The sequence below is a fragment of the Streptomyces axinellae genome (assembly GCF_039532135.1).
Classification (GTDB): Bacteria; Actinomycetota; Actinomycetes; order Streptomycetales; family Streptomycetaceae; genus Streptomyces; species Streptomyces axinellae.
Map to the genome: position 1 here is coordinate 1 of NZ_BAAARJ010000028.1, position 21,720 is coordinate 21,720.

The following is a 21,720-nucleotide window of genomic DNA, read 5'->3' on the forward strand; positions in this document are numbered from 1 at the left end:
AGGCCGCAAGAACACCCGCCCCACCCCACGCCACGACGTCCACACAGTCCGCAAAACGGACACTGCGAAACGGAAGAAGAAGACATCAACCACCCCTCGCCCACGGCGCACAGGTTAAAGATCAAGCTAGGGACGGAGCAGACTAGGTGTTCCGTAAGCGCTCTGCTACACGCCCCAGCCGGTCAGTCATTCTGTGAGGGCAGCGAAGCCGAGCAGCGTGCCTTGCCCCTCCTCCTTTCGCCTAGCTAGCTGCAGCGAGAACAATGCGGGCGGTTGTGCGAAGGTGTCAGACGCGGTATCCCGGTGGCGTTCCGGTCCGTGATTCCGAAGACTCGCGCGGCCCTGCGCTCATCTTCGAGACGGCCGCTTGGTCTTCCTTCGTCGGCGCCGTCAGGGGCGGAGAGTTCCCCGCCTGAGTCCGTAGAGGCCCCCGACCGACCGGCCCTCGCCACACGGCGGGGGCCGCTGTCATGGAGGCGCACGGAGCAGCACCACACGTCACCGAAGTGTGTGGCCCGCGCGCTTGCCTTCCGGTTCTGTCCCCGGTGTCGAGGGGTAGCCAAGACGGGTTGGCAGCCTAACGGCCCGGTTGACCTGCGTGTTTCGTCTCGTCAGCACCTGGGGGTCGCCAAGAAGGGTCAGCGGCGAGGAACTTCGCCGCACCGTGCCACTCCACCGCCTGGGGAGCGCCACCGAGATGGCGAAGGCAGCGGTCCACCTCGGCTCGGACGAGTCCGCCCGCGCCGCCGGCACCGTGCTGCTTGTGGACGGCGGCATCGGGGCACTCGCCTACTGACGGGTGGCGAAGAGGATGGCCAGCAGAACCGCTCCGGCGAGCACGGGAACGAGGACCTCGAACGACCAGCGGACGGCCACCGAGCCCTGGGCCGCCTCCTTCGTCCCGTGCGTCTCGGCAAGATCGCGGATCTCGGCGATCGCCTGGTCCGAGGCGGCCCGCTTCTCCGTCAGCTCCGATTCGCCCACGGCGACGTTCGGCATCTGACGGCCGCCGAAGAGCCCGCCGGGGCCCGCCGTCGGGGACTTGCCCGCGGCCACCCGCTCGTTGTGCCGGGTCGCCTTCTTACGGGCGCGCAGCGAGACGGGGATGGCCCACATCTGGTACTTCGCACCGTCCGCGACCACTTCGCTGGAGTACCCGGCGCGGATCGTCTCGACGGTGCCCCACGGGATCTCGATCGTGCGGAACGGGTTGCGCACCCGCAGCCGGTGCTCGCCCGCGAACACGGCGGGCCGCAGGGTGAACGCCACGACGAGCGGCGCGGCGAACAGCAGTCCGGCGAGCGCGAGCCAGGGGGTGCGGCCCGCGCCGCCGATCACGGCGTCGGTGACGAGCCAGACCCCGAGCGCGAGCAGCACCACGCCGCCCGCCATGCCGGCGGGCGAGCGGAAGACCCGGTCGGCGAAGCGCGGCTCGTCCGCGCCGTCGCGCCCCTCGCCTCTGTCATGACTGCCGCGCCCGTCATGCCCGTCATGCCCGTCGAGCGCGTCGCGCGTCTGGTGACCGTCGCGCGCCTCGGGTCCGTCGTGCCCGGCGCGCTGGCCGATCGGCTCGGCGGCGGGCGCGTTCCCTTCGGTCCCGGCGGCTTCGGCGGACCCAGCAGCCTCGGCGGCCCCGTCCGCTCCCTCGGCCGTCCGGTCCTCGCCGCTGCCGCGCTCGTGCTCGCTCGTCATGCGACCGATTGTGCCGGACCGTCCGGATGACGGACGTTGCGGTACCGCATCGATGCGGCCAGATGCGGAGGCAGGTATGCGGCGGACATCCGGTGGTGATCCATAAGTGGACGGTCCGGGTTCCCGCACGGCCGACCGCCGGATGGCCGTGCACCGGGTCATGAAACGGAGCAGGAAGCGGACCCGGGAACCGGAGCCGAGAACCGGGGCCACGAACCGGAGGTGCGCATGCGCAGGGCCGTTGTCATCGGAGGGAGCATCGCGGGATTACTGGCCGCCCGGGTGCTCAGTGACCACGCCGATGACGTCGTACTCCTCGAACGTGACGAGGCCGCGATGTCCCCCGACGCCATCCACCGCTACGAGCCCCGGCAGGGCGTGCCCCAGGGCACCCAGATGCACGCGCTGCTGGACGGGGGCCGCCGGCAGATCGACCACCTGTTCCCCGGCTTCGCCGCCGAACTCGTCGCGGGCGGCGCCGCCCGCGCGGATACGGGGGAGGGGGTGCACGGGTTCCTGGAGGGCCGGTGCAAGGTGCTGGTGGACGGCATGGAGGTCATCAGCGCCACCCGGCCCTTCCTGGAGGCGCACCTGCGCCGCCGGGTGTGGGCGCTCGGCAACGTGCGCCCCGTCAGCGGCGGCGCGCACGGGCTCGTGTTCACCGGCGACCGGGTGAGCGGAGTGCGCTGCTCGGGCCCCGGCGAGAGCCGGGATCCGGCCGGAGGCAGCTCGTGCGACGAGGACGTGCTCGCCGCCGACCTGGTGGTCGATGCGACCGGCCGGGGCAGCCGGATCGGGGCCTGGCTGAGCGAGGGCGGCTGGCCGGAGCCCGGGCTGAGGCGCATGAGCGTGGATCTCGGCTACGCCACCGCGCTCTTCCGCCGCCCCCCGGAGGCGAGCGGCGTCACCGTCGCACAGTCCTTGACGACCCTTCCCGACGGGCGCATACGGCTGAGCACTCTGGGCCGGGTCGAGGGCGAGGACCGGTGGATCGCCCTGGTCGCCGGATACGCGGACGACCGCCCCGGCCGGACCTCGGCGGAGTTCAAGCTCCGCTGCCAGCAGGACCCGGCGGCGCCGTTCCACGAACTGGCCGAGGACGGCGAACCGATCGGGGAGCCGTTCCTGTACCGGCACCCGGACAACCGGCGCCGCGACTTCCACCGGCTGGACCGCTTCCCCGCCGGACTCGTCGCGGTAGGCGACGCCCTGGCCTCCTTCAACCCCGTCTACGGCCAGGGCATGTCCTCCGCCGCGATGCACGCCGCATGCCTCGCGGCCCACCTCGCCACCCGCCCGTCACCGCACGAGCCGGCCTGGCCGTACTTCCGGCGGGCGCGGGCGGTCGTGGACGACGCGTGGCAGACCTCGGCCCTCAACGACCTGAAGATGCCGCACGTCATGGAGCCACGCCCCCGGGGTTTCGCCGTCGCTTCCCGTATCAGCGACGTCATCCTCCGGGCCTCGGTGACCGACCCGGTGACAAACCTGCGCCTGATGGAAGTGACGCACATGCTGGCCCCCGCGAGCACCCTGCTCCGGCCGGGGACGGTGCTGCGGGCGGCGTGGGCGGTGCGGGGCCAGGGCGCGGTGCGTTCCTGACCGCCGAGGGGGCCCGGTGGCTGTTGACGGCCACTGACGGCCCTCGCCGTATTCGCCCATCGGCCGATCTGGCCACAGCAGCCACGGCGACCACGGCCGAGCCCTGTGCTCTCTCTGCCCGTGCGGGCGGTCGGGGGTCTCCTGCCGACGGCCCCTCGCGCGCGTGGGAGGCCCCGGAACTGCCGGGGGCCGGGGGCTTGTTGTGCGAGGACGGCCGCCGCTGGGCCGGGCAGGACAGGACAGGACAGGACAGGACAGGGGCGGGCTCTCCCGAGGCGGGACGGCCACGACGGCGCCGCCAAGAGGATGGTGCGCGGTGGGCTGCGCGGTACTCCTGGGGGTGACATCGGCTACGCGCGTAGATATGGTGCCCTGGTGAGCATGCCTACCGATGCGGCCGGTCGTGGTCTTTCCGACGTGGCGACCTCCGATGCCGCTCTCCGCCGCTATCTCCACGGGCTCCCCGGAGTCGACGCGGTCGGCCTGGAGGCTCGGGCCGCCGGGTTGGGGACCCGTTCCATCAAGACGACAGCGAAGGCGTACGCGATCGACCTCGCGATCTCGATGATCGATCTGACCACTTTGGAGGGGGCCGACACCCCGGGCAAGGTGCGGGCGCTGTGTGCGAAGGGGGCGCGGCCGGATCCGGGTGACCGGTCGGTGCCGCGGGTCGCGGCCGTCTGCGTGTACTCCGACATGGCGGCCACCGCCAAGCGGGCGCTGGCCGAGGCGGGGGCCGCCGAGGTCAACGTGGCGTCCGTCGCCACCGCGTTCCCCTCCGGGCGCGCCGCGCTCTCCGTCAAGCTGGCCGACACCCGGGAGGCCGTCGCCGCCGGGGCCGACGAGATCGACATGGTGATCGACCGGGGGGCCTTCCTCTCGGGGCGGTATCTCCAGGTGTTCGAGGAGATCCAGGCCGTCAGGGAAGCCTGCGGGCGGCCCGGCGGGGAGGCCGCGCATCTCAAGGTGATCTTCGAGAACGGTGAGCTGTCCACCTACGACAACATCCGCCGCGCCTCGTGGCTGGCGATGCTCGCGGGGGCCGACTTCATCAAGACCTCCACCGGCAAGGTCGCCGTCAACGCCACTCCCCCGAACACGCTGTTGATGATGGAGGCGGTCCGCGACTTCCGGGCCGCGACCGGACGGCAGGTGGGGGTCAAACCGGCCGGCGGGATCCGTACCGCCAAGGACGCGGTGAAGTACCTGGTGATGGTGAACGAGACGCTGGGCGACGACTGGCTCAGCCCCGACTGGTTCCGCTTCGGCGCCTCCAGTCTCCTCAACGACCTGCTGATGCAGCGGCAGAAGCTCACGACCGGCCGCTATTCCGGCCCCGACTACGTGACGGTGGACTGAGCATGACGAAGCTGTTCGAGTACGCGCCAGCGCCCGAGTCGCGTGCCGTCGTGGACATCGCGCCGTCCTACGGGCTGTTCATCGACGGGGAGTTCCGCGAGGCCGCGGCCGGCAAGGTCTTCAAGACCCTGGCGCCCGCCACCGAGGAGGTGCTGAGCGAGGTCGCGCAGGCGGACGCGGACGATGTGGACGCGGCGGTGCGCGCGGCCCGTGCGGCGTTCGGGCCGTGGTCGGCGCTGCCGGGCGCCGAGCGGGCGAAGTACCTGTTCCGGATCGCCCGCATCGTCCAGGAGCGCTCACGGGAGCTGGCGGTGCTGGAGACGCTGGACAACGGCAAGCCGATCCGGGAGACCCGGGATGCGGATCTGCCGCTGGTGGCGGCGCACTTCTTCTACTACGCGGGGTGGGCGGACAAGCTCGCCCACGCCGCCCTCGGGCGGAGCCCGGTGACCGGCGCGAGCGAAGAGGCCCCGCGTCCGCTGGGGGTGGCCGCGCAGGTCATCCCGTGGAACTTCCCGCTGATGATGCTGGCCTGGAAGATCGCCCCGGCGCTGGCCACGGGCAACACGGTGGTGCTCAAGCCCGCCGAGACGACGCCGCTCTCGGCTCTGTTCTTCGCCGACATCTGCCGGCAGGCGGGGCTGCCCAGGGGCGTCGTCAACATCGTCACGGGGGACGGCTCGACGGGCGCGGCGCTGGTGGGGCACCCCGGCGTGGACAAGGTGGCATTCACGGGCTCGACGGCGGTGGGCAAGGAGATCGCCCGTACGGTGGCCGGTACGGACAAGCGGCTCACCCTCGAACTCGGCGGCAAGGGCGCCAACATCGTCTTCGAGGACGCCCCGCTCGACCAGGCCGTCGAGGGCATCGTCAACGGGATCTTCTTCAACCAGGGCCAGGTGTGCTGCGCCGGCTCGCGGCTGCTCGTCCAGGAGTCGGTGCACGAGGAGGTGCTGGACGCGCTCAAGCGGCGGCTGGCCACGCTGCGGGTGGGCGATCCGCTCGACAAGAACACCGACGTCGGCGCGATCAACTCCGCCGAGCAGCTGGCCCGCATCACCGAACTGGCCGACGCGGGCGAGCGCGAGGGCGCGGCGCGCTGGTCGCCCGCGTGCGAACTGCCCGGCGAGGGCTACTGGTTCGCGCCCACGCTCTTCACGGGCGTCACGCAGGCGCACCGTATCGCCCGCGAGGAGATCTTCGGCCCGGTGCTGTCGGTGCTCACCTTCCGTACGCCGGACGAGGCGGTCGCGAAGGCCAACAACACGCCCTACGGGCTCTCGGCCGGGATCTGGACGGAGAAGGGGTCGCGCATCCTGAAGATGGCGAACCAGCTGCGGGCCGGGGTCGTGTGGGCCAACACGTTCAACAAGTTCGACCCCGCCTCACCCTTCGGCGGCTACAAGGAGTCCGGCTTCGGGCGCGAGGGCGGCCGGCACGGTCTGGAGGCGTACCTCGATGTCTGAGCGGTCCGAGAAGTCCGAGCGGTCTGAGAAGTCAGCGCGGCCTGAAAAGTCAACGGGGTCTGAGAAGTCAGCGAAGCCGGGGCAGTCGGAGGGGACGGAGCGGCCGGGGCAGTCCGGGAGGGCCGGGCGCCTGGGTGTGCTGAAGACCTACAAGCTGTACGTCGGGGGCAAGTTCCCCCGGTCCGAGAGCGGCAGGGTGTATGAGGTGACCGACGCACAGGACCGGTGGCTGGCCAACGCGCCGCTCGCCTCGCGCAAGGACGCGCGGGACGCGGTGGTCGCGGCCCGTAAGGCGTTCGGGGGCTGGTCGGGCGCGACCGCCTACAACCGGGGGCAGATCCTCTACCGGATCGCGGAGATGCTGGAGGGGCGGCGCGAGCAGTTCGCCGCCGAGGTCGCCTCGGCGGAGGGGATCTCGCGGAACAAGGCCCTCGCGCAGACGGACGCGGCCATCGACCGGTGGGTGTGGTACGCGGGCTGGTCGGACAAGGTGGCGCAGGTCGCGGGCGGCGCCAACCCGGTGGCGGGCCCGTTCTTCAACCTGTCCACGCCCGAGCCGACGGGCGTGGTCGCGCTGCTCGCCCCGCGCGGTGCCGCCGCGTCGCTGCTGGGGCTGGTCTCCGTACTCGCCCCGGCGATCGTCACCGGCAACACGGCGGTGCTCGTCGCCTCGTCCCAGGCGCCGCTGCCCGCGCTGTCGCTGGCCGAGGTGCTGGCCACCTCCGACCTGCCGGGCGGCGTGGTGAACATCCTGTCCGGCGACACCGCCGAGCTGGCCCGCCCGCTCGCCGCGCACCAGGACGTGAACGCGCTCGACCTGGCCGGGGCGGCGGGGGACGCGGAGCTGGCGCGGGAGCTCGAAGTCGCGGCGGCCGACAATCTCAAACGGGTACTGCGGCCCGGGCCCGGGCCCGCGGCTGCGTCCGCCCCCGCCGACTGGACGGCGGACCCCGGTACGCGGCGGCTGCTGGCCTTCCTGGAGACCAAGACGGTCTGGCACCCGATCGGCGCCTGAGCGGGGCCTGAGCGGAGCATCGCAGCGAGACCGGCGCCCGAGCGGGGCCTCGTCGCGAGGGGTGGCGCGCGCCCCGGCGGACCGGCAGCGGTCGGCAGGGGGGCGGGGCCCCAGCGGGCGGTGGGGCGCGCGGCCACACCATCGAGTGGTTCGTACGGGATTTCCTGGCGCGCCCCCGCCCGCCGTGGCGGAAGTTGCTCCATGGGACTGCGAGCGAACCCGAGCCAGCGACAGAAGCGGCTAGGCCAGGAACTCCGCCGGATCCGCGAGGAGAGCGGCGTCAGCAGGGAGGCGGCCTGCCGCCACGCGGGAATGCACAAGCCCCATCTGAGCCATATCGAAGCGGGCCGTACCGCGTGCTCCGCGACGCGCCTGCGGGCCCTGCTGGATTTGTACGGGTGCACCGACACCACCTTGATCGAGACGCTGGTGGACATGTCGGCCGCTTCGGGCCGTGGCTGGTGGAGCGAGTACCGCGAGCTGTCCAAGGGGCGGCTGTGGGATCTGGCGGAGCTGGAGTGGAGCGCCACCGCGCACCGTTCCTTCCAGTGGATGCTCGTGCCGGGGCTGCTCCAGACCCGTGACTACGTCGCCGCCCTGTTCACCCACACCGAACCCGCCGTCCCGTCCGAGGAGGGGGCGCGGTTCGCGGAGTTCCGGCTGCGTCGTCAGGAAGTGCTGTTCGCGGATCCGCCGCCCCGCTATCACGCGGTGATCCACGAGGCGGCGTTCCATATGCACTTCGTCAGCCGCAAGATCCGCCGGGCGCAGCTGGAGTACCTGGTGGAGATCTCCCAGTTGCCGCAGTTCACCATCCAACTGCTGCCGTTCCGCTCGGAGATGCCGCCCGCGACGCCCGGCGCGCCCTTCACCATCCTGGCGGGCCGGGCGGACTCGCTGTGCACCGTCTACGTGGAACAGCCGGTGACCTCCGCGTTCATCTCGGACCCCGCGCATGTGGAGGAGTTCGCGGCGACGTTCACCCGCCTGAGCATGGCCGCCTTCGACCCGCTCGACTCCACCTTGCTGCACGCCACCAGCTCCTACCGGCTGGTACAGCACCTGCTCTACATCCTGTGAGGCCCACGCTTCGGTGACCTGCCGGTCCCGCCCGCCCGTGGAGGCCGCTTCGCGCAGACGAGGCAGACGAGGCAGACGAGGCGCGGGGCCGGTGCCGCCGTGGTGCCGACGGCCGCCCGTTGATGTTCCGGTGACGCCGGCGCGGCCAAGTTGAACTCGACGGGCGGCCGGCCCGTAATGAGAGGCGGGACCCTAGCGGCATGCGCAGCTGCTGCGGCCACCGGGCGGAGGCGGTGCTGCCCTGGACCATGCCTTGGTCTCGTTGATCTCTACGGTGGCCGCGACGAGCGCTCCGAACACCTCGGCGGGCAAGGACAGGTCCCTCAGCAGTTCATCGACTTCGCCGGAAAGGACGCAGGGCCAGCCCTCGCTCTCCTCGCCCTGCGGGTCACTCGACGGGCGACCCGACGCGCGGCGGACCTCGATGGCCTCGGTGATGCTGTGGGTGGGCAGTGTGCCGTTCAGCGCGGCCTGGCGAGCCGGTCTCCCCTGTCCTGGTCGGCGTCCAGAGTGGCCTCGCACCACCAGCGGCGCAGGACCGCCTCGGCGTCCTCGGGCGAAGCCGCCTGCAGCTCGCGGTAGAACCCCATGCGCCGCTCGCCTGACAGCGCGGCACCAATACCCTCGGCGTTGCGCGGCACCGGGGCCGGCTCGTGGGCGTGTACGGGCTGTGCGCTCATCAGTAGTCATCCCTTCCGTCAGGGGCGGGCCTCCCGCTATTGCTCGGCCCGGGGTAGCCACGGGCATGAGCAGGGTCGATGTACCCGGTCGTACCGAGGCAGCCCGCGCCCTCCCCTCAGCTCCGCAGCAGCCGGGCGGCGAGCGGGCTCTCGCCCGTGACGCGCACGGCCCCGGCGCGGATCTCGTCGCCGAGCGTTCCCGTCCCTTCCGCGAGGCGGGTGCAGGCGGCCGAGTCGAGCACCACCTCGGCGTCGGCCCGCTCGGGCGCCCGGCCCTCCCCGTAGACGCCGCCCCTGTGCTCGGGGTCCTTCCCGCCGCCCGCCGGGCAGCCGCCCGGACCGCCCCCCTCTTCCCCGTCCCCGAGCCGCAGATGGAAGGCGCCTTCGGGGAGTACGACGTCCACCACTGTGCCCCCCGCCGCCTCGGGCCCGGCCGCGCGGCGCAGTTCCTCGCGCAGGGGCACCGCCCACCAGTGCGCGCGCACGGCGTCGGTGGTGCGCGGCTTGCCCAGCGCGGGGCCGCCCCACGCGGCGAGCGCGTTCAGGACGGGCAGCAGCGCGCGGCCCCGGGGCGTCAGTTCGTAGACGTATCCGGCGGCGGGCCGGGGCTGGCGGCGGCGGTCGGCCAGGCCCTCGCTCTCCAGTTGTCTGAGCCGGGAGGCGAGCACGTCGGTGCTGACGCCGGGCAGATCGGCGTGCAGGTCGGTGTAGCGGCGCGGTCCGGCGAGCAGTTCGCGGACGATGAGCAGGGCCCAGCGGTCTCCTATGGAGTCGAGGGCGCGGGCGATGGCACAGAACTGGTCGTAGCTGCGGCGGGATCGGCTCGCTTGGCTCGGCATGGCGCCAGTGTAGACAAAGAGTTGGACTTTCCAAGTGGTCACTTGGTAGAACCAAGTACGCACACTGGGGCCGTCAGGAGAGTGGGACAGCATGGAGTTCCGGCAGTCGAGCAAGCTCAGCGAGGTCTGCTACGAGATCCGGGGGCCGGTGATCGAGCAGGCGGACGCGCTGGAGGAGGCCGGGCACAGCGTGCTGCGGCTGAACACCGGCAATCCCGCGCTCTTCGGCTTCGACGCACCGGAGGAGATCCTCCAGGACGTGATCCGCATGCTCCCCCAGGCGCACGGCTACACCGAGTCGCGCGGCATCCTCTCCGCCCGCCGCGCCGTCGCCCAGCACTACCAGCAGCGCGGCTTCCCCGAGGCCGGGGTGGACGATGTGTTCCTGGGCAACGGCGTCTCCGAGCTGGTCGCCATGGCCGTCCAGGCCCTCGTCGAGGACGGGGACGAAATCCTCATCCCCGCACCCGACTTCCCCCTGTGGACGGCCGTGACGACGATGGCCGGCGGAAAGGCCGTGCACTATGTGTGCGACGAGCAGGCCGACTGGCTGCCCGACCTGGACGACATGGCCGCGAAGATCACCTCCCGCACCAAGGCCGTCGTCATCATCAGCCCCAACAACCCCACGGGTGCGGTGTATCCGCGCGAGCTGCTCGACGGCATCCTCGACCTCGCCCGCCGCCACGGCCTGATGGTCTTCTCCGACGAGATCTACGACAAGATCCTCTACGACGGCGCCGAGCACCACCACGTCGGCGCCCTCGCGCCCGACCTGCTGGTACTCACCTTCAGCGGCCTGTCCAAGGCATACCGCGTCGCCGGATTCCGCTCCGGCTGGCTGCTGGTCTCCGGCCCCCAGCAGCACGCCGGGAACTACCTGGAGGGCCTGGGCATGCTCGCCTCCATGCGGCTGTGCCCCAACGCGCCCGCCCAGCACGCCATTCAGGCCGCGCTGGGCGGGCGCCAGTCGATCGAGGAACTCGTCCTGCCCGGCGGGCGGCTGCACGAGCAGCGCGACAAGGCGTGGGAGAAGCTGAACGAGATCCCCGGCGTCTCCTGCGTCAAGCCCAAGGGCGCCCTCTACGCCTTCCCCCGGCTCGACCCCGCCGTCCACCAGATCCACGACGACGAGCAGTTCGTCCTCGACCTGCTCCTGCGGGAGAAGATCCAGGTCGTCCAGGGCACGGGCTTCAACTGGCACAAGCCCGACCACTTCCGCATCCTCACCCTCCCCTACGCGGACGACCTGGACGCCGCCATCTCCCGCATCGGCCGCTTCCTGGAGGGCTACCGGCAATAACGGGCACGCGCCCCCGGCCCCTCCCACGCCCCCCGAGCGCGCCCCCAGGTGCGGACTCACGCGGCGTCCGCACCCACCGCGCTCAGCACCGGGACGCGGGACGCCTGGCGGGCGGGGAAGACCGCCGCGAGGACGCCGAGGGCCGCGGCCACGCACAGGAACAGGCCGAGCCGCACCCAGGGGAAGCTCAACTCCGCGCCCTCCTGGCCGAGGACGGCGACGGCGCCCAGGGCCGCGCCGGAGGTCACGCCCAGCACGGCGCCCAGGAGGGAGACGAGGACGGCTTCGAGCCGGACGACACTGGCGGTGGCCCGCCGGTCGAGGCCGATCGCGCGCAACAGACCGAACTCGCGTACCCGTTCACGCACCGACATGGCCATCGTGTTGACGACGCCGAGCGCGCCCACGACCACGCTCGCGGACAGCAGCGCGTAGGCCATGTTCAAGAACGGCTCATAGGGGCGGGCCGCCGCCTCCGCCAGCTCCGCGCGGTCCTGCACCACGAGCGCGGGGTTGTCCAGTTCCTGGGTGATGCGCTGGTGCAGCGCCGCCGTCCGGCCGGGTTCGGCGTCCACGAGGACCGCGAGCGGCGGGCCGGCCTCCGTCTTCGAGACGCGCGGGCCGGGCTCGACGCGTACGGAGGCCACATCCGGCAGCCGCTCGACGCGGTGTGCGGTGTCCTTGCCCATCTCGGCGAAATCGACGGCGCTGACCCGCAGATCGGAGGTCGCCTGGCGCGCCGCGTCCCGCTCCTCCATGTGGCTGAGCGAGCTGACGCCGACCGTGGCGGCGCTGATCAGCATGAGCCCGGTCATCAGCGCGGAGGCCGTGGCCGCCGTACGCCGGGGATTGCGCCGGGCGTTCTCCACCGCGAGCGTGCCCCGCACCCCGGCCAGCCGCCGCAGGGGAGCGCGCAGCAGCCCGGCCAGGACGACGGCACACCACGGCGCGAGGAGCACCAGCCCCAGCAGCAGTACGGCGCCCGCGCCGGTGGCGAGTTCCATGTCCCCGCTGTCCACGCTGCCCGCCGCGCACAGCGCCCCGGTCAGGGTGACGGCGAACCCGGCGAGGGTGCGGCGGCGCAGCGTCGCGGGCGCGGGCGGCTCGCCCGTGCGCATCGCCGCCATGGGCGAGACGCGTGCGGCGCGGCGGGCCGGCAGCCAGGCGGCGAGCGCGGTGAGCCCGACACCGACGGCGAGCGCCGCGCTGAGGGCGGTGGGCGAGAAGACGTGCGCGGCGACGCCGCCGGCCTGCGCCGAGCCCTCCGGGGAGACGGGGAACAGCGCCTCCAGCGCGGCCCCGAGCCCGATCCCCAGCCCGTAGCCGACGAGCGAGGCCACCGTGCCCACCAGCAGCGCCTGGATGAGCACCATCCGCTGCACGTACCGGCGCGTCGCGCCGACCACCCGCAACAGCGCGTGCTCGCGGGCGCAGGCGGCGGCGAGCATGGTGAAGGTGTTGGCGACCAGGAAGGCGGCCACCAGCAGCACGACGGCCGCGAAGCACACGAGGATGTTGGTCAGCTTGTCCTCGTCGCCGCCGCCGCTGTCCAGCGCCTGGTCCCGCGTGAGGGCCTCCAGCCCGTCGGGCAGCACCTTGGCGGCGCGCTCCGCCACCTCCTCGTCGGAGACGCCGGACGCGGCGGTGAGCGCGAACTGGGTGTAGCCGTGGCCCTGTCCGAGGTCGCGCAGCGCGGTGGCCGGGTCGAACGCGGTGAGGCTGCCACCCGAGGAGAGCCTGCTGTCCCGCGCGTGGAACGTCCCCACGACGCGGACTCGCCGGGTCTCGCCGCGTACGACCACGCGGATCCGGTCGCCGGCCCGGTAGCCGGCCCGCTCGGCGGTGCGCCGGTCGAGGGCGACCTCGCCCCCGTCGCGGGGGCCGCGCCCGGAGGTCAGGGCGTAGCGCGGGTCGCTGCCGTCGTCGCCCGGCTGGTAGTTGACGCCCGCGCTGTCGGCGAGTGAGCCCACGAGTTCGCCGTCCCGCCCCACCACGAACGTGAGCCCCTCGACGACGCCCCGCACCCGCGCGACACCGGGCAGCCGCTCCAGTTTCCGGCGCAGCCCGGCATCGAGCTTCGGTGCCTCCTCGGTCTCGGAGGTCCACCCCGCGCTCACCACCGCCGAGACGTCCGGCTGGGAGTCGGCTCCGGCCTGCGCCGAGTCGGCCCGCGCGGACTCCCCGTACAGCAGCGCGCCGCAGACGAAGGCGACACCGAGGACGACGGCGAAACCCGAGAGGACGAAACGTAGGGCGTGTGCGCGCAGCGAGCGCAAGGCGGTTCGGAACATCGGAGGGCCTTCGAACGGAGGGACGTGAGCCGGACGCCCTCATGTTCGATCGCCGCACGCGCCTGCCGGATCAGCCGTAAGAGCCAGGCCGGCGCCGGGTCCGGGCGCCCGGCTGGGCCGAAAGGCGGAGGCCGGGCCACCGGGCCGCCCGTAGCGTGGGGCCCATGATTCAGGGATTCTCGCGGCGCCCGGTCTGGCAGCGGGCGCTGATACCGCTCGCGGCGGCCCCCCTCCTGGCGCTGCTCGTCGCCGAGGGGCTGGCCACCGGGTACCCGCCCACGGCGGTGGCGACGGTCATCAGCGGCGGGCTGTGCGTGACGGCACTGGTGGTGCCCCTCCGGTGGTTCGCGCGGACCGCCGCGCTCGCGCCGGCCTGGTCGCTGGCGCTCACCGTCGTCACCATGCAGCTCACCCACCGCCCGGAGGTCACTTTCGGCATTGCCGAGCTGGCGGCGCTGCTGCTGATCACGACCCGCGTCGTGCGCGTCGAGCGGCGGCTGTTCGTGGCGGTCGGGCTGGTGGCGGTGAGCGGCCTGGCGACCGCGCTGGAGCCGCTGCGGCTGCCGGAGACCGAGAACAGCAACGTCGTCTCCTACGTCGAGCCCGCGCTCTTCGTGGCCTACCTCCTGGCGGTCGTCCTCGGCCTCTACCTGCGGCTGCTGGACACCTACCGGACCCGCCAGCGGGCGGCCGACCTCCAGGCGCAGCGCCTCGAACACGCCCGCGAGCTGCACGACTTCGTCGCCCACCACGTCACGGCGATGATCGCCCAGACCAAGGCCGTCCGCTACGCCACCGCGCAGGGCCAGGCCCCCGGCCCCGACGACCTGGACATACTGCTCGCCGGCATCGAGGAGGCGGGCGGCCAGGCGATGGAGTCGATGCGCGGCATGGTCTCCGTACTGCGCAGCGACACCCCGGCCGACGGCGCGGCCCGCCCCGACACCGACCTGGGCGCCCTGCGCGAACTCACCGACGCCGCCAACCGCACCGGCACCCCCGCGACCCTCTCCCTGGATCCGGCCCTGACCACGCTGCCGCTCACCCCCGAGGTCACCACGACCGTGCACCGGGTGGTGCGCGAGGCCCTCACCAACATCCGCAAGCACGGCAGCGGCGTCGAGTCCGTCACCGTGGACGTCCGGCTGAGCGCACGGGACCGCAGCCGCCTGTGTGTGACCGTCACCGACGACGGCCTCCCCGCGAAACCAGGGCGCGGCGCGGGTGGCGTGCCGGGCCCGGGCGGCGTGCCCGGCGCGGGCGAGGCCGGGGACGGCGGAGGGACCGGCGGCGGCTTCGGCCTGATCGGCCTCACCGAGCGCGTCCAGGCCCTCGGCGGCACCCTCACCACCGGCCCCCGCGAGCGCGACCCGGCCCGGCGCGGCTGGCAGGTCGAAGCCGAACTCCCCCTCCCCGCCTCTGTCCTGAAACGCACGGCCCGCGCCGGACGCACCACCCGCCAGGAGCCGCCCACCGAGCACGCGGACGGGAGCGGGAACCCGGACGCGCCAGGTCCGGCGGATGCGGAAGCGCCGGAGGCGACGGACGCGCACGCGCCGGGCCCGGCGGACGCCGACGGGCACCCGGACACATACGCCACCGGGGACGGACGGACCCCGGGATCCGGGGAGACCACCGAATCCGGGGAGACCACGGGCCGTCCGAAGGACCTCCCCAACAGGCTGCGACGATGACCGACATGACGATCCGCGTGCTCCTCGCCGACGACCAGGACATGGTCCGTGCGGCCTTCCGTATGATCCTCGGCTCCCAGCCGGACATCGAGATCGTCGCCGAGGCCGCCGATGGCCTCACCGCCGTCGAACAGGCCCGCGCGCTGCGCCCCGATGTGTGCCTGCTCGACATCCGCATGCCCGGCATCGACGGCCTGGAGGCCACCCGCCAACTGGCCGGCCCCGAGGCGGAAGACCCCCTGAACGTGCTGATCGCCACGACGTTCGACCTCGACGAGTACGTCTACCGCGCCCTGCGCGACGGCGCCTGCGGCTTCCTCCTCAAGGACGGCTCCCCCGCGCTCCTGACCGAGGCGGTACGCGCGGCGGCGGCGGGCGGCTCCATGATCTCCCCGTCCATCACCGTCCGCCTTCTGCGCCACATGTCGGCCCCCACGACGCGCCCCCCCGAACGCTCCCCCGCCGAACCGCTGACCTCCCGCGAACTCGACGTCGTACGCCTGGTGGCCCGTGGCCGCACCAACGAAGAGGTGGCCGCCGAGCTGTACGTCACCCTCTCCACCGTCAAGACCCACCTCTCCAACGCCCAGCGCAAACTGGGCGCACGCAACCGCGTCGAGATCGCGGCCTGGGCCTGGGAGTCGGGGACGGTGTGAATTCCGCCCCACGATGACCGTCACCGTGGGGCGGAATGAGACGCACACCTGACGGTGCCTACCGATTACGTCGTGCGGGCTCAGGGACCCTGTATGACCGGCACCGCGCCCGAGCGGCGGGCCCTCGCCGATCGACTGGAGAAGTCCGGGCCCTCACCACTGCTCAGTGGCGCGCGGCGGTGGAAGCCGCACCGCGCGAGCTGTTCTTGAACCCCGGAGTGTTCCTGCCTGCGGACGGCGGCCGATGGCGGCCGGTCACCGCAGCCGGCACCGATCCGGCCGAGCGGGCGCGGATCGCCTACCGCGACCAGTCCCTGACCACCCAGCTCGACGGCCACCTGACCGCCGACCAGGCCGACGCTCTCGTGACGGGCTCCCCCACCTCGTCCTCCCCCACCTCGCTCACGGTGATGAGCATGATCGAGAGCTTGGAGGTGGCGGGCGGGCACCAAGTGCTCGAAACCGGCACAGGTACCGGCTACTCCTCGGCCCTGATGTGTCACCGTCCCGGCGAGGACGACGTGACGACGATCGTGGTGGATCCCGAGGTGGCAGCCCGAGCGGACTCCGCGCTGGAAGCGGCGGGGTTCGAGACGTGGACCGTGACCGGGGACGGGCTCCTCGGCCATCCCCGCCGTGCCCCGTACGACCGGGTGATCGCCACCTGCGCTGTCCGTCGTATTCCCTACGCCTGGATCAGGCGGACGAGGCCGGGCGGCCTCGTTCTGGCCACCGCCGGGGGCTCCTGGCAGTACGGCACGGGCCTGGCGAAGGTCACGGTGGGCGAAGACGGCACCGCCGAGGGCCGGATCATCGGCCGGTCCTCGTTCATGCGGGCCCGCTCCCAGGCCGCCCTTCCGGTGTCCGGCGACCTGTCGGCCCGCACGGCCTACGCCGACAGCGAGCGGCAGACGCGAGTGCCGCCTGCCGAGCTGAACGAGTGGATGCCCGCCTTCCTCGCCCGACTCACCGCACCCGGCGCACAGTTCGTCCAGGCCACGACACCGGAAGGCACACAGCTCCGGTACGTCTTCGACTCGGAGCGTGAGTCCTTCGCCCAGTTCACCGCCCAAGGCGACGGCTGGACCGTCCGCCAGGGCGGGCCCGTGGCCCTCTGGGACACCATCGAGCAGGCTCTCATCGCGTGGCGGAACGCGGGAAGCCCCGACATCTCCGCCGTACGGCCGCACATCACCGACAGCTCCCGCACATACTGGGTCGAGGACAGCCCATCGCTCCGCTGGGAGCACCGCCTCACTTGAGCGGTGCCCCGAGCCACGGGCCAGGCGGCACACCGAAGACCCCCCGCACCCACACCGCGGGAAGCCTCCGGCCGTCTCAAGCGCTACGGGCCCCGAACACGCCGTGGGCGGGCCCTGGCCTCACACGTTCGGCACTTCGGCCCCCACCGTCGTCGAGTCCCCGTGCCCCGTCCGCACCACCGTCTCCGGCGGCAGGGTCAGCAGCCGCTGCTTGATGGAGGCCACGATCGTCGGGTGGTCGGAGAAGGACCGGCCGGTGGCGCCGGGACCGCCCTGGAAGAGGGTGTCGCCGGTGAAGACCGTCCCCAGCGCGGGCGCGTAGAGGCAGACGGCGCCAGGTGCATGACCCGGAGTGTGGAGAACGCGCAACTCCGCACCGGCGACGGACACGGTATCCCCGTCGGCCAGTTCGCCGTCCGGGGCCCGGTCCGGGTGGGTCATCTTCCACAGGGGCAGGTCTTCGGGGTGCAGCAGGATCGGCGCACCGGTCATCTCGGCGAGCGCGGGTGCCGCGTCGATGTGGTCGTTGTGCGCGTGCGTGCACACGATCGCGCGAAGGGCCCGCTCGCCGACCGCCGCCGCGATGGCGTCCGCGTCGTGCGCGGCGTCGATGACGATCACCTCGGTGTCGTCGCCGACGAGCCACACGTTGTTGTCCACGTCCCAGGTGCCGCCGTCGAGGCTGAAGGTGCCGGAGGTGACGAGGTGGTCGATGCGTGCTGCGGGTGCGGCGCCCGCGCCCGTCGTTCCCAGTGCGGCGGCCATCAGAAGACCACCACCGAACGGAGCACGTCGCCGCCGTGCATACGCTCGAAGGCTTTCTCGATCTCGTCCAGTGTGATGGTCTCGGTGACGAACGCGCCGAGGTCCAGCCTGCCCTGCTGGTGCAGGTCGATGAGCATCGGGAAGTCCCGGGAGGGCAGACAGTCGCCGTACCAGGAGGACTTGAGCGAGCCGCCGCGCCCGAAGACGTCGAGCAGTGGCAGTTCGAGCCGCATCTCGGGGGTGGGTACGCCGACCAGGACGACGGTGCCGGCCAGGTCCCGGGCGTAGAACGCCTGCTGGTAGGTCTCGGGCCTGCCCACCGCCTCGATGACGACGTCCGCGCCGAAGCCGCCGGTCAGCTCGCGGATGGCCTCGACGGGGTCGGTGTTGCCGGAGTTGACGCTGTGGGTGGCACCCATCTTCTCGGCGGTGACGAGCTTCCGGTCGTCGATGTCCACCGCGATGATCTTCGCGGCGCCCGCGAGCCGCGCGCCCGCGATGGCCGCGTCCCCGACGCCGCCGCAGCCGATGACGGCGACGGTGTCCCCGCGCCCGACCTGTCCGGTGTTGATCGCGGCACCGATCCCGGCCATGACGCCGCAGCCCAGCAGCCCGGCGACGGCGGGTGAGACGGAGGGATCGACCTTGGTGCACTGTCCGGCGGCCACCAGCGTCTTCTCGGCGAAGGCGCCGATGCCGAGGGCCGGCTCCAGCTCCTGCCCCGAGGCGGCCAGCGTCATCTTCTGTGCGGCGTTGTGCGTGTCGAAGCAGTACCAGGGCCGGCCCCGCTTGCAGGCGCGGCACTGGCCGCACACCGCACGCCAGTTGAGGATCACGAAGTCCCCGGGCTCGACGTCGGTGACGCCCGCGCCGACGGCCTCGACGACACCGGCCGCCTCGTGTCCGAGGAGGAAGGGGTAGTCGTCGCTGATCCCGCCCTGCTTGTAGTGCAGGTCGGTGTGGCACACCCCGCACGCCTGCACCTGGACCACGGCCTCACCGGGGCCCGGGTCGGGGATGACGATGGTCTCCACCCGCACGGGTTCGTTCTTGCCTGGTGCGATGACACCGCGTACTTCCTGCGCCATGCGTGGGGGCCTCCCTGTCTGCCACGAGTGCTGTCGTGCGCCATTCTCGCTGTCCACGGGCGCGTTCGGGAGGGGCGGAGCCGCGCGTGGGGCGACGAGTTTTTCCCGCCCCCCGCCCCTGGCCCGCAGTTCCCGCCAGGGCTGCTTCCACGGCCTTGCGCACATGTCTTCGAACACCCCGGGGCCATGGCCGACAATGGGCTCTCGTGACCGACTCCAGCGACCCCTCACCCGGCGTGTCCCAGGAAGCACCGTACGGCGCCCGCGTGATCCTTCTCACCGGCCCCTCCGGCTCCGGCAAGACCCGCCTCGCGGCCCGTACCGGCCTGCCCGTGCTGCGCCTCGACGACTTCTACAAGGAGGGGCACGACCCCACGCTCCCCTTGGTCGGCAGCGCCGTGGACTGGGATTCGCCGCGCTCGTGGGACGGCGAGGCGGCGGTGCGCGCGATAGCCGCCCTGTGCCGCGAGGGCCGTACGACGGTGCCCCGCTACGACATCTCCACCAGCGCCCGCGTGGGGCAGGAGCAGCTGTGCCTGGACGGCGCCGCCTTCTTCGTCGCTGAGGGCATCTTCGCCGCCGACATCACCGCGCGCTGCGCGGAACTGGGGCTGCTGGCCGATGCGATCTGCCTGCGCGGCAGCCCTGTGACGACGTTCCGCCGCCGCCTCCTGCGCGACATCCGCGAGGCCCGCAAGCCGCTGCCGACCCTGCTGCGCCGGGGCTGGCGGCTCATGCGCGCCGAGTCCGCCATCGTCACCCGCCACCACACGCTGGGCGCCACCCCCTGCACCCGGGACGAGGCCCTGACTCGCGTGACCCGCCTGCGGCATGGCGCCGACCAGCGGCTGCCCGCCTGACATCCGGGGCGCCGCCGCCCGCGTTCGCGTCCGCGTCCGCGCACAGGTTCCGGGCGCAAAAAAATCGAGAGCGGTCCCGGCCGGACCCCCCGGCCGGCCGGCACCGCTCTCGTCCCCGTTTTCCTTCTCTCCCCTGTTCCCCCGTTCCCCGGGAGATCCCTGATGTCCCCATGGATCCCCGGAGGCTTTCCCCCGTTTCCGGCTTCCGCCGGAGCACCCCGGTTTCCGCCGGGGCGTCCCCGGCTCGCGCCGGGGCGTTCTCGTCGGCCGCTCAGGCGACCAGTTCGCCGAAGGACTCGTCCTGGTCGCGGCCGAAGCTCAGGACTTCGTCGTCGCGCAGGCGGCGCAGCGAGCGCCAGATGCTGCTCTTCACCGTGCCGACACTGATGTCCAATATGTCTGCGATCTCCGGGTCCGTCCGGCCCTCGTAGTAGCGCAGCACCAGCATCGTGCGCTGGAGTTCGGGCAGCCGGGCGAGGGCCTGCCACAGCACGGCGCGCAGTTCGGTGCCGCGCATCGCGTCCTGCTCGCCCGCCGTCTCCGGCAGCTCCTCCGTCGGGTACTCGTTGAGCTTGCGCCGACGCCACGCGCTGATGTGAAGGTTCGTCATGGTGCGGCGCAGATAGCCCCCGACGGCGGCCTTGTCGCTGATCCTGCCCCAGGCCCGGTACGTGGAGAAGAGCGCGCTCTGCAGCAGGTCTTCGGCCTCGAACCGGTCACCGGTCAGGTGGTAGGCGGTGGCGTACAAGGAGGCGCGGCGCTCTCGCACATAGGCGGTGAACGCCGCTTCGGCGTCCTCCTCCGCGGTGCCCTCGTGCCGTTCCCCCGTGCCCTCCCTGTACTCGCCGTTCCCCCGCTGTTCCCCCCGGGAGCCCCCCCGGCTCCCGCTCTCCCCCGTCTTCCCCCCGAGGGCCTCCCCCCGGAGACCCTCGACCGCACCCCCGAGTACGGGACGCGGACGCATCCGCCCGGAGCCCCAGGCACATCCCCGACCGCTCCCCAACTGCTCCCGGCTCCGGTCGAGCAGGGAGGTCGCGGAGGCCGCGCCTTCGGCGGCGGACTTTTCCGCGGATCGGGTCTGGGAAGCGGGAACCGCAGGAACGTGCAGGCGCGTGTGAATAACTGCGCTGGTTGTGGTGCTGTGCAGTGTGTTCATCCCGCGCCCCCTTGGAGCCAACCCGGTCGCTTGCTTGATGTCGTAAACCTTGCCGGTCCGATTTCATGGCGAGGTCCCCCGTCTGTCACAGCGGTGTCACAAGGGGCGCGTCGGCGCAGGAAGCCCAGCACAGAGGGGGTGTCGCTCCCCGTCGGGGACCGCCGGTCGAAGTAGGGGGCTTCCATGGGCCAGAATGGCGCGCGTGCCTTTCCTGTTGCTGATCGAGGACGATGACGCTGTCCGTACCGCCCTGGAGATGGGTCTGACCCGTCAGGGCCACCGCGTGGTGACCGCCGCGACCGGCGAGGACGGCCTCAAGCTGCTGCGCGAACAACGCCCCGACCTGATCGTGCTGGACGTCATGCTGCCGGGGATCGACGGCTTCGAGGTGTGCCGGCGCATCCGCCGCACCGACCAGCTGCCGATCATCTTGCTCACGGCGCGCAGTGACGACATCGACGTGGTGGTGGGCCTGGAGTCCGGCGCCGACGACTACGTCGTCAAACCGGTGCAGGGCCGGGTGCTCGACGCCCGGATCCGCGCGGTGATGCGGCGCGGCGAGCGCGAGTCCAACGACGCGGCGACGTTCGGCTCGCTGGTGATCGACCGCTCCGCGATGACGGTCACCAAGAACGGCGAGGATCTGCAACTGACCCCCACCGAGCTGCGCCTGCTGCTGGAGCTGAGCAGGCGGCCCGGACAGGCGCTGTCGCGGCAGCAGTTGCTGCGCCTGGTGTGGGAGCACGACTACCTCGGCGACTCGCGGCTGGTGGACGCGTGTGTGCAGCGGCTGCGCGCCAAGGTCGAGGACATCCCCTCCTCCCCCACCCTCATCCGCACCGTGCGCGGGGTCGGCTACCGGCTGGACGCCCCGCAGTGACCAGGGCTGCCGTGACCGGGGCCGGCGGGATC

General features: G+C 72.5%; 19 protein-coding genes and 1 pseudogene. 13 read left to right on the forward strand and 7 right to left on the reverse strand.

Going from position 1 to position 21,720, the window contains the following annotated elements:
- Window positions 1–263: 263 nt before the first annotated feature.
- Both ABD339_RS30260 and ABD339_RS30265 read left to right on the forward strand, forming a co-directional pair.
- Entirely contained in the window at window positions 264–416 is a 153-nt protein-coding gene (locus tag ABD339_RS30260; protein ID WP_344570352.1) for a DUF397 domain-containing protein, read from the forward strand.
- A 182-nt stretch (window positions 417–598) separates the two neighbouring features.
- A complete protein-coding gene (locus tag ABD339_RS30265; protein ID WP_425576145.1) occupies window positions 599–796 on the forward strand; it encodes an SDR family oxidoreductase in 198 nt (65 codons plus the stop codon).
- On the opposite strand, the gene ABD339_RS30270 is transcribed toward ABD339_RS30265, so the two are convergent.
- Window positions 790–1,692, reverse strand: a complete 903-nt coding sequence (locus ABD339_RS30270; RefSeq protein ID WP_344570354.1) for a PH domain-containing protein — start codon at window positions 1,690–1,692, stop codon at window positions 790–792. The genes ABD339_RS30265 and ABD339_RS30270 overlap by 7 nt on opposite strands.
- A 228-nt stretch (window positions 1,693–1,920) precedes the next feature.
- Here ABD339_RS30270 and ABD339_RS30275 point away from each other — a divergent pair, with 228 nt between their 5' ends.
- The 5 genes from ABD339_RS30275 to ABD339_RS30295 all read left to right on the forward strand — a co-directional run bounded on the left by ABD339_RS30275 (window position 1,921) and on the right by ABD339_RS30295 (window position 8,214).
- Window positions 1,921–3,294 carry an FAD-dependent oxidoreductase gene (locus ABD339_RS30275; protein WP_344570355.1) on the forward strand — a complete coding sequence of 458 codons (1,374 nt, stop codon included), beginning with the start codon at window positions 1,921–1,923 and terminating at the stop codon, window positions 3,292–3,294.
- 381 nt (window positions 3,295–3,675) lie between these two features.
- Entirely contained in the window at window positions 3,676–4,653 is a 978-nt protein-coding gene (deoC, locus tag ABD339_RS30280) for a deoxyribose-phosphate aldolase (protein ID WP_344570403.1), read from the forward strand.
- A gap of 2 nt (window positions 4,654–4,655) precedes the next feature.
- Complete coding sequence (locus ABD339_RS30285; protein WP_344570356.1) at window positions 4,656–6,119, forward strand: aldehyde dehydrogenase family protein; 1,464 nt, start codon at window positions 4,656–4,658, stop codon at window positions 6,117–6,119.
- The gene (locus tag ABD339_RS30290; RefSeq protein ID WP_344570357.1) at window positions 6,112–7,134 is read left to right on the forward strand and encodes an aldehyde dehydrogenase family protein; all 1,023 of its coding nucleotides are present in this window, start codon (window positions 6,112–6,114) and stop codon (window positions 7,132–7,134) included. The genes ABD339_RS30285 and ABD339_RS30290 overlap by 8 nt, the downstream gene beginning before the upstream one ends.
- A 201-nt stretch (window positions 7,135–7,335) precedes the next feature.
- Window positions 7,336–8,214 carry a helix-turn-helix domain-containing protein gene (locus ABD339_RS30295; protein WP_344570358.1) on the forward strand — a complete coding sequence of 293 codons (879 nt, stop codon included), beginning with the start codon at window positions 7,336–7,338 and terminating at the stop codon, window positions 8,212–8,214.
- Window positions 8,215–8,675: 461 nt separating this feature from the next.
- On the opposite strand, the gene ABD339_RS30300 is transcribed toward ABD339_RS30295, so the two are convergent.
- Together ABD339_RS30300 and ABD339_RS30305 are read right to left on the reverse strand one after the other, a co-directional pair.
- The gene (locus tag ABD339_RS30300; RefSeq protein ID WP_344570359.1) at window positions 8,676–8,894 is read right to left on the reverse strand and encodes a hypothetical protein; all 219 of its coding nucleotides are present in this window, start codon (window positions 8,892–8,894) and stop codon (window positions 8,676–8,678) included.
- A 116-nt stretch (window positions 8,895–9,010) separates the two neighbouring features.
- Window positions 9,011–9,733 carry a winged helix-turn-helix transcriptional regulator gene (locus tag ABD339_RS30305; protein ID WP_344570360.1) on the reverse strand — a complete coding sequence of 241 codons (723 nt, stop codon included), beginning with the start codon at window positions 9,731–9,733 and terminating at the stop codon, window positions 9,011–9,013.
- A 91-nt stretch (window positions 9,734–9,824) separates the two neighbouring features.
- Here ABD339_RS30305 and ABD339_RS30310 point away from each other — a divergent pair, with 91 nt between their 5' ends.
- Window positions 9,825–11,036: a pyridoxal phosphate-dependent aminotransferase gene (locus ABD339_RS30310; protein WP_344570361.1), complete on the forward strand. Its 1,212-nt coding sequence runs from the start codon at window positions 9,825–9,827 to the stop codon at window positions 11,034–11,036.
- A 56-nt stretch (window positions 11,037–11,092) separates the two neighbouring features.
- On the opposite strand, the gene ABD339_RS30315 is transcribed toward ABD339_RS30310, so the two are convergent.
- The gene (locus tag ABD339_RS30315; RefSeq protein ID WP_344570362.1) at window positions 11,093–13,327 is read right to left on the reverse strand and encodes an FtsX-like permease family protein; all 2,235 of its coding nucleotides are present in this window, start codon (window positions 13,325–13,327) and stop codon (window positions 11,093–11,095) included.
- Between the two features lie 164 nt (window positions 13,328–13,491).
- On the opposite strand from ABD339_RS30315, the gene ABD339_RS30320 reads away from it, so the two are divergent.
- From ABD339_RS30320 to tgmC, 3 genes and pseudogenes are all read left to right on the forward strand, one after another.
- Window positions 13,492–15,021, forward strand: a complete 1,530-nt coding sequence (locus ABD339_RS30320) for a sensor histidine kinase (protein WP_344570363.1) — start codon at window positions 13,492–13,494, stop codon at window positions 15,019–15,021.
- Window positions 15,018–15,677, forward strand: coding sequence for a response regulator (locus tag ABD339_RS30325; RefSeq protein ID WP_425576146.1), 660 nt, complete (start codon window positions 15,018–15,020; stop codon window positions 15,675–15,677). The genes ABD339_RS30320 and ABD339_RS30325 overlap by 4 nt, the downstream gene beginning before the upstream one ends.
- A 93-nt stretch (window positions 15,678–15,770) precedes the next feature.
- A pseudogene (gene tgmC / locus ABD339_RS30330) lies at window positions 15,771–16,939 on the forward strand (ATP-grasp peptide maturase system methyltransferase).
- Between the two features lie 120 nt (window positions 16,940–17,059).
- Here tgmC and ABD339_RS30335 read toward each other — a convergent pair.
- Both ABD339_RS30335 and ABD339_RS30340 read right to left on the reverse strand, forming a co-directional pair.
- Window positions 17,060–17,704, reverse strand: coding sequence for an MBL fold metallo-hydrolase (locus ABD339_RS30335; RefSeq protein WP_344570364.1), 645 nt, complete (start codon window positions 17,702–17,704; stop codon window positions 17,060–17,062).
- Window positions 17,704–18,792: an S-(hydroxymethyl)mycothiol dehydrogenase gene (locus ABD339_RS30340; RefSeq protein WP_344570365.1), complete on the reverse strand. Its 1,089-nt coding sequence runs from the start codon at window positions 18,790–18,792 to the stop codon at window positions 17,704–17,706. Before ABD339_RS30340 ends, ABD339_RS30335 begins: the two co-directional genes overlap by 1 nt.
- A 206-nt stretch (window positions 18,793–18,998) precedes the next feature.
- Between ABD339_RS30340 and ABD339_RS30345 the strand changes: the two genes are divergently transcribed.
- Window positions 18,999–19,652 (forward strand): uridine kinase family protein, encoded by a 654-nt coding sequence (locus ABD339_RS30345; protein WP_344570366.1) that lies wholly within the window; start codon window positions 18,999–19,001, stop codon window positions 19,650–19,652.
- Between the two features lie 271 nt (window positions 19,653–19,923).
- Here the strand turns inward: ABD339_RS30345 and ABD339_RS30350 are convergent, their stop codons facing one another.
- Window positions 19,924–20,808: a SigE family RNA polymerase sigma factor gene (locus ABD339_RS30350; protein ID WP_344570367.1), complete on the reverse strand. Its 885-nt coding sequence runs from the start codon at window positions 20,806–20,808 to the stop codon at window positions 19,924–19,926.
- A 202-nt stretch (window positions 20,809–21,010) separates the two neighbouring features.
- Here ABD339_RS30350 and afsQ1 point away from each other — a divergent pair, with 202 nt between their 5' ends.
- Window positions 21,011–21,688: a two-component system response regulator AfsQ1 gene (gene afsQ1, locus ABD339_RS30355; RefSeq protein WP_344570368.1), complete on the forward strand. Its 678-nt coding sequence runs from the start codon at window positions 21,011–21,013 to the stop codon at window positions 21,686–21,688.
- The last annotated feature ends 32 nt before the right edge of the window (window positions 21,689–21,720 follow it).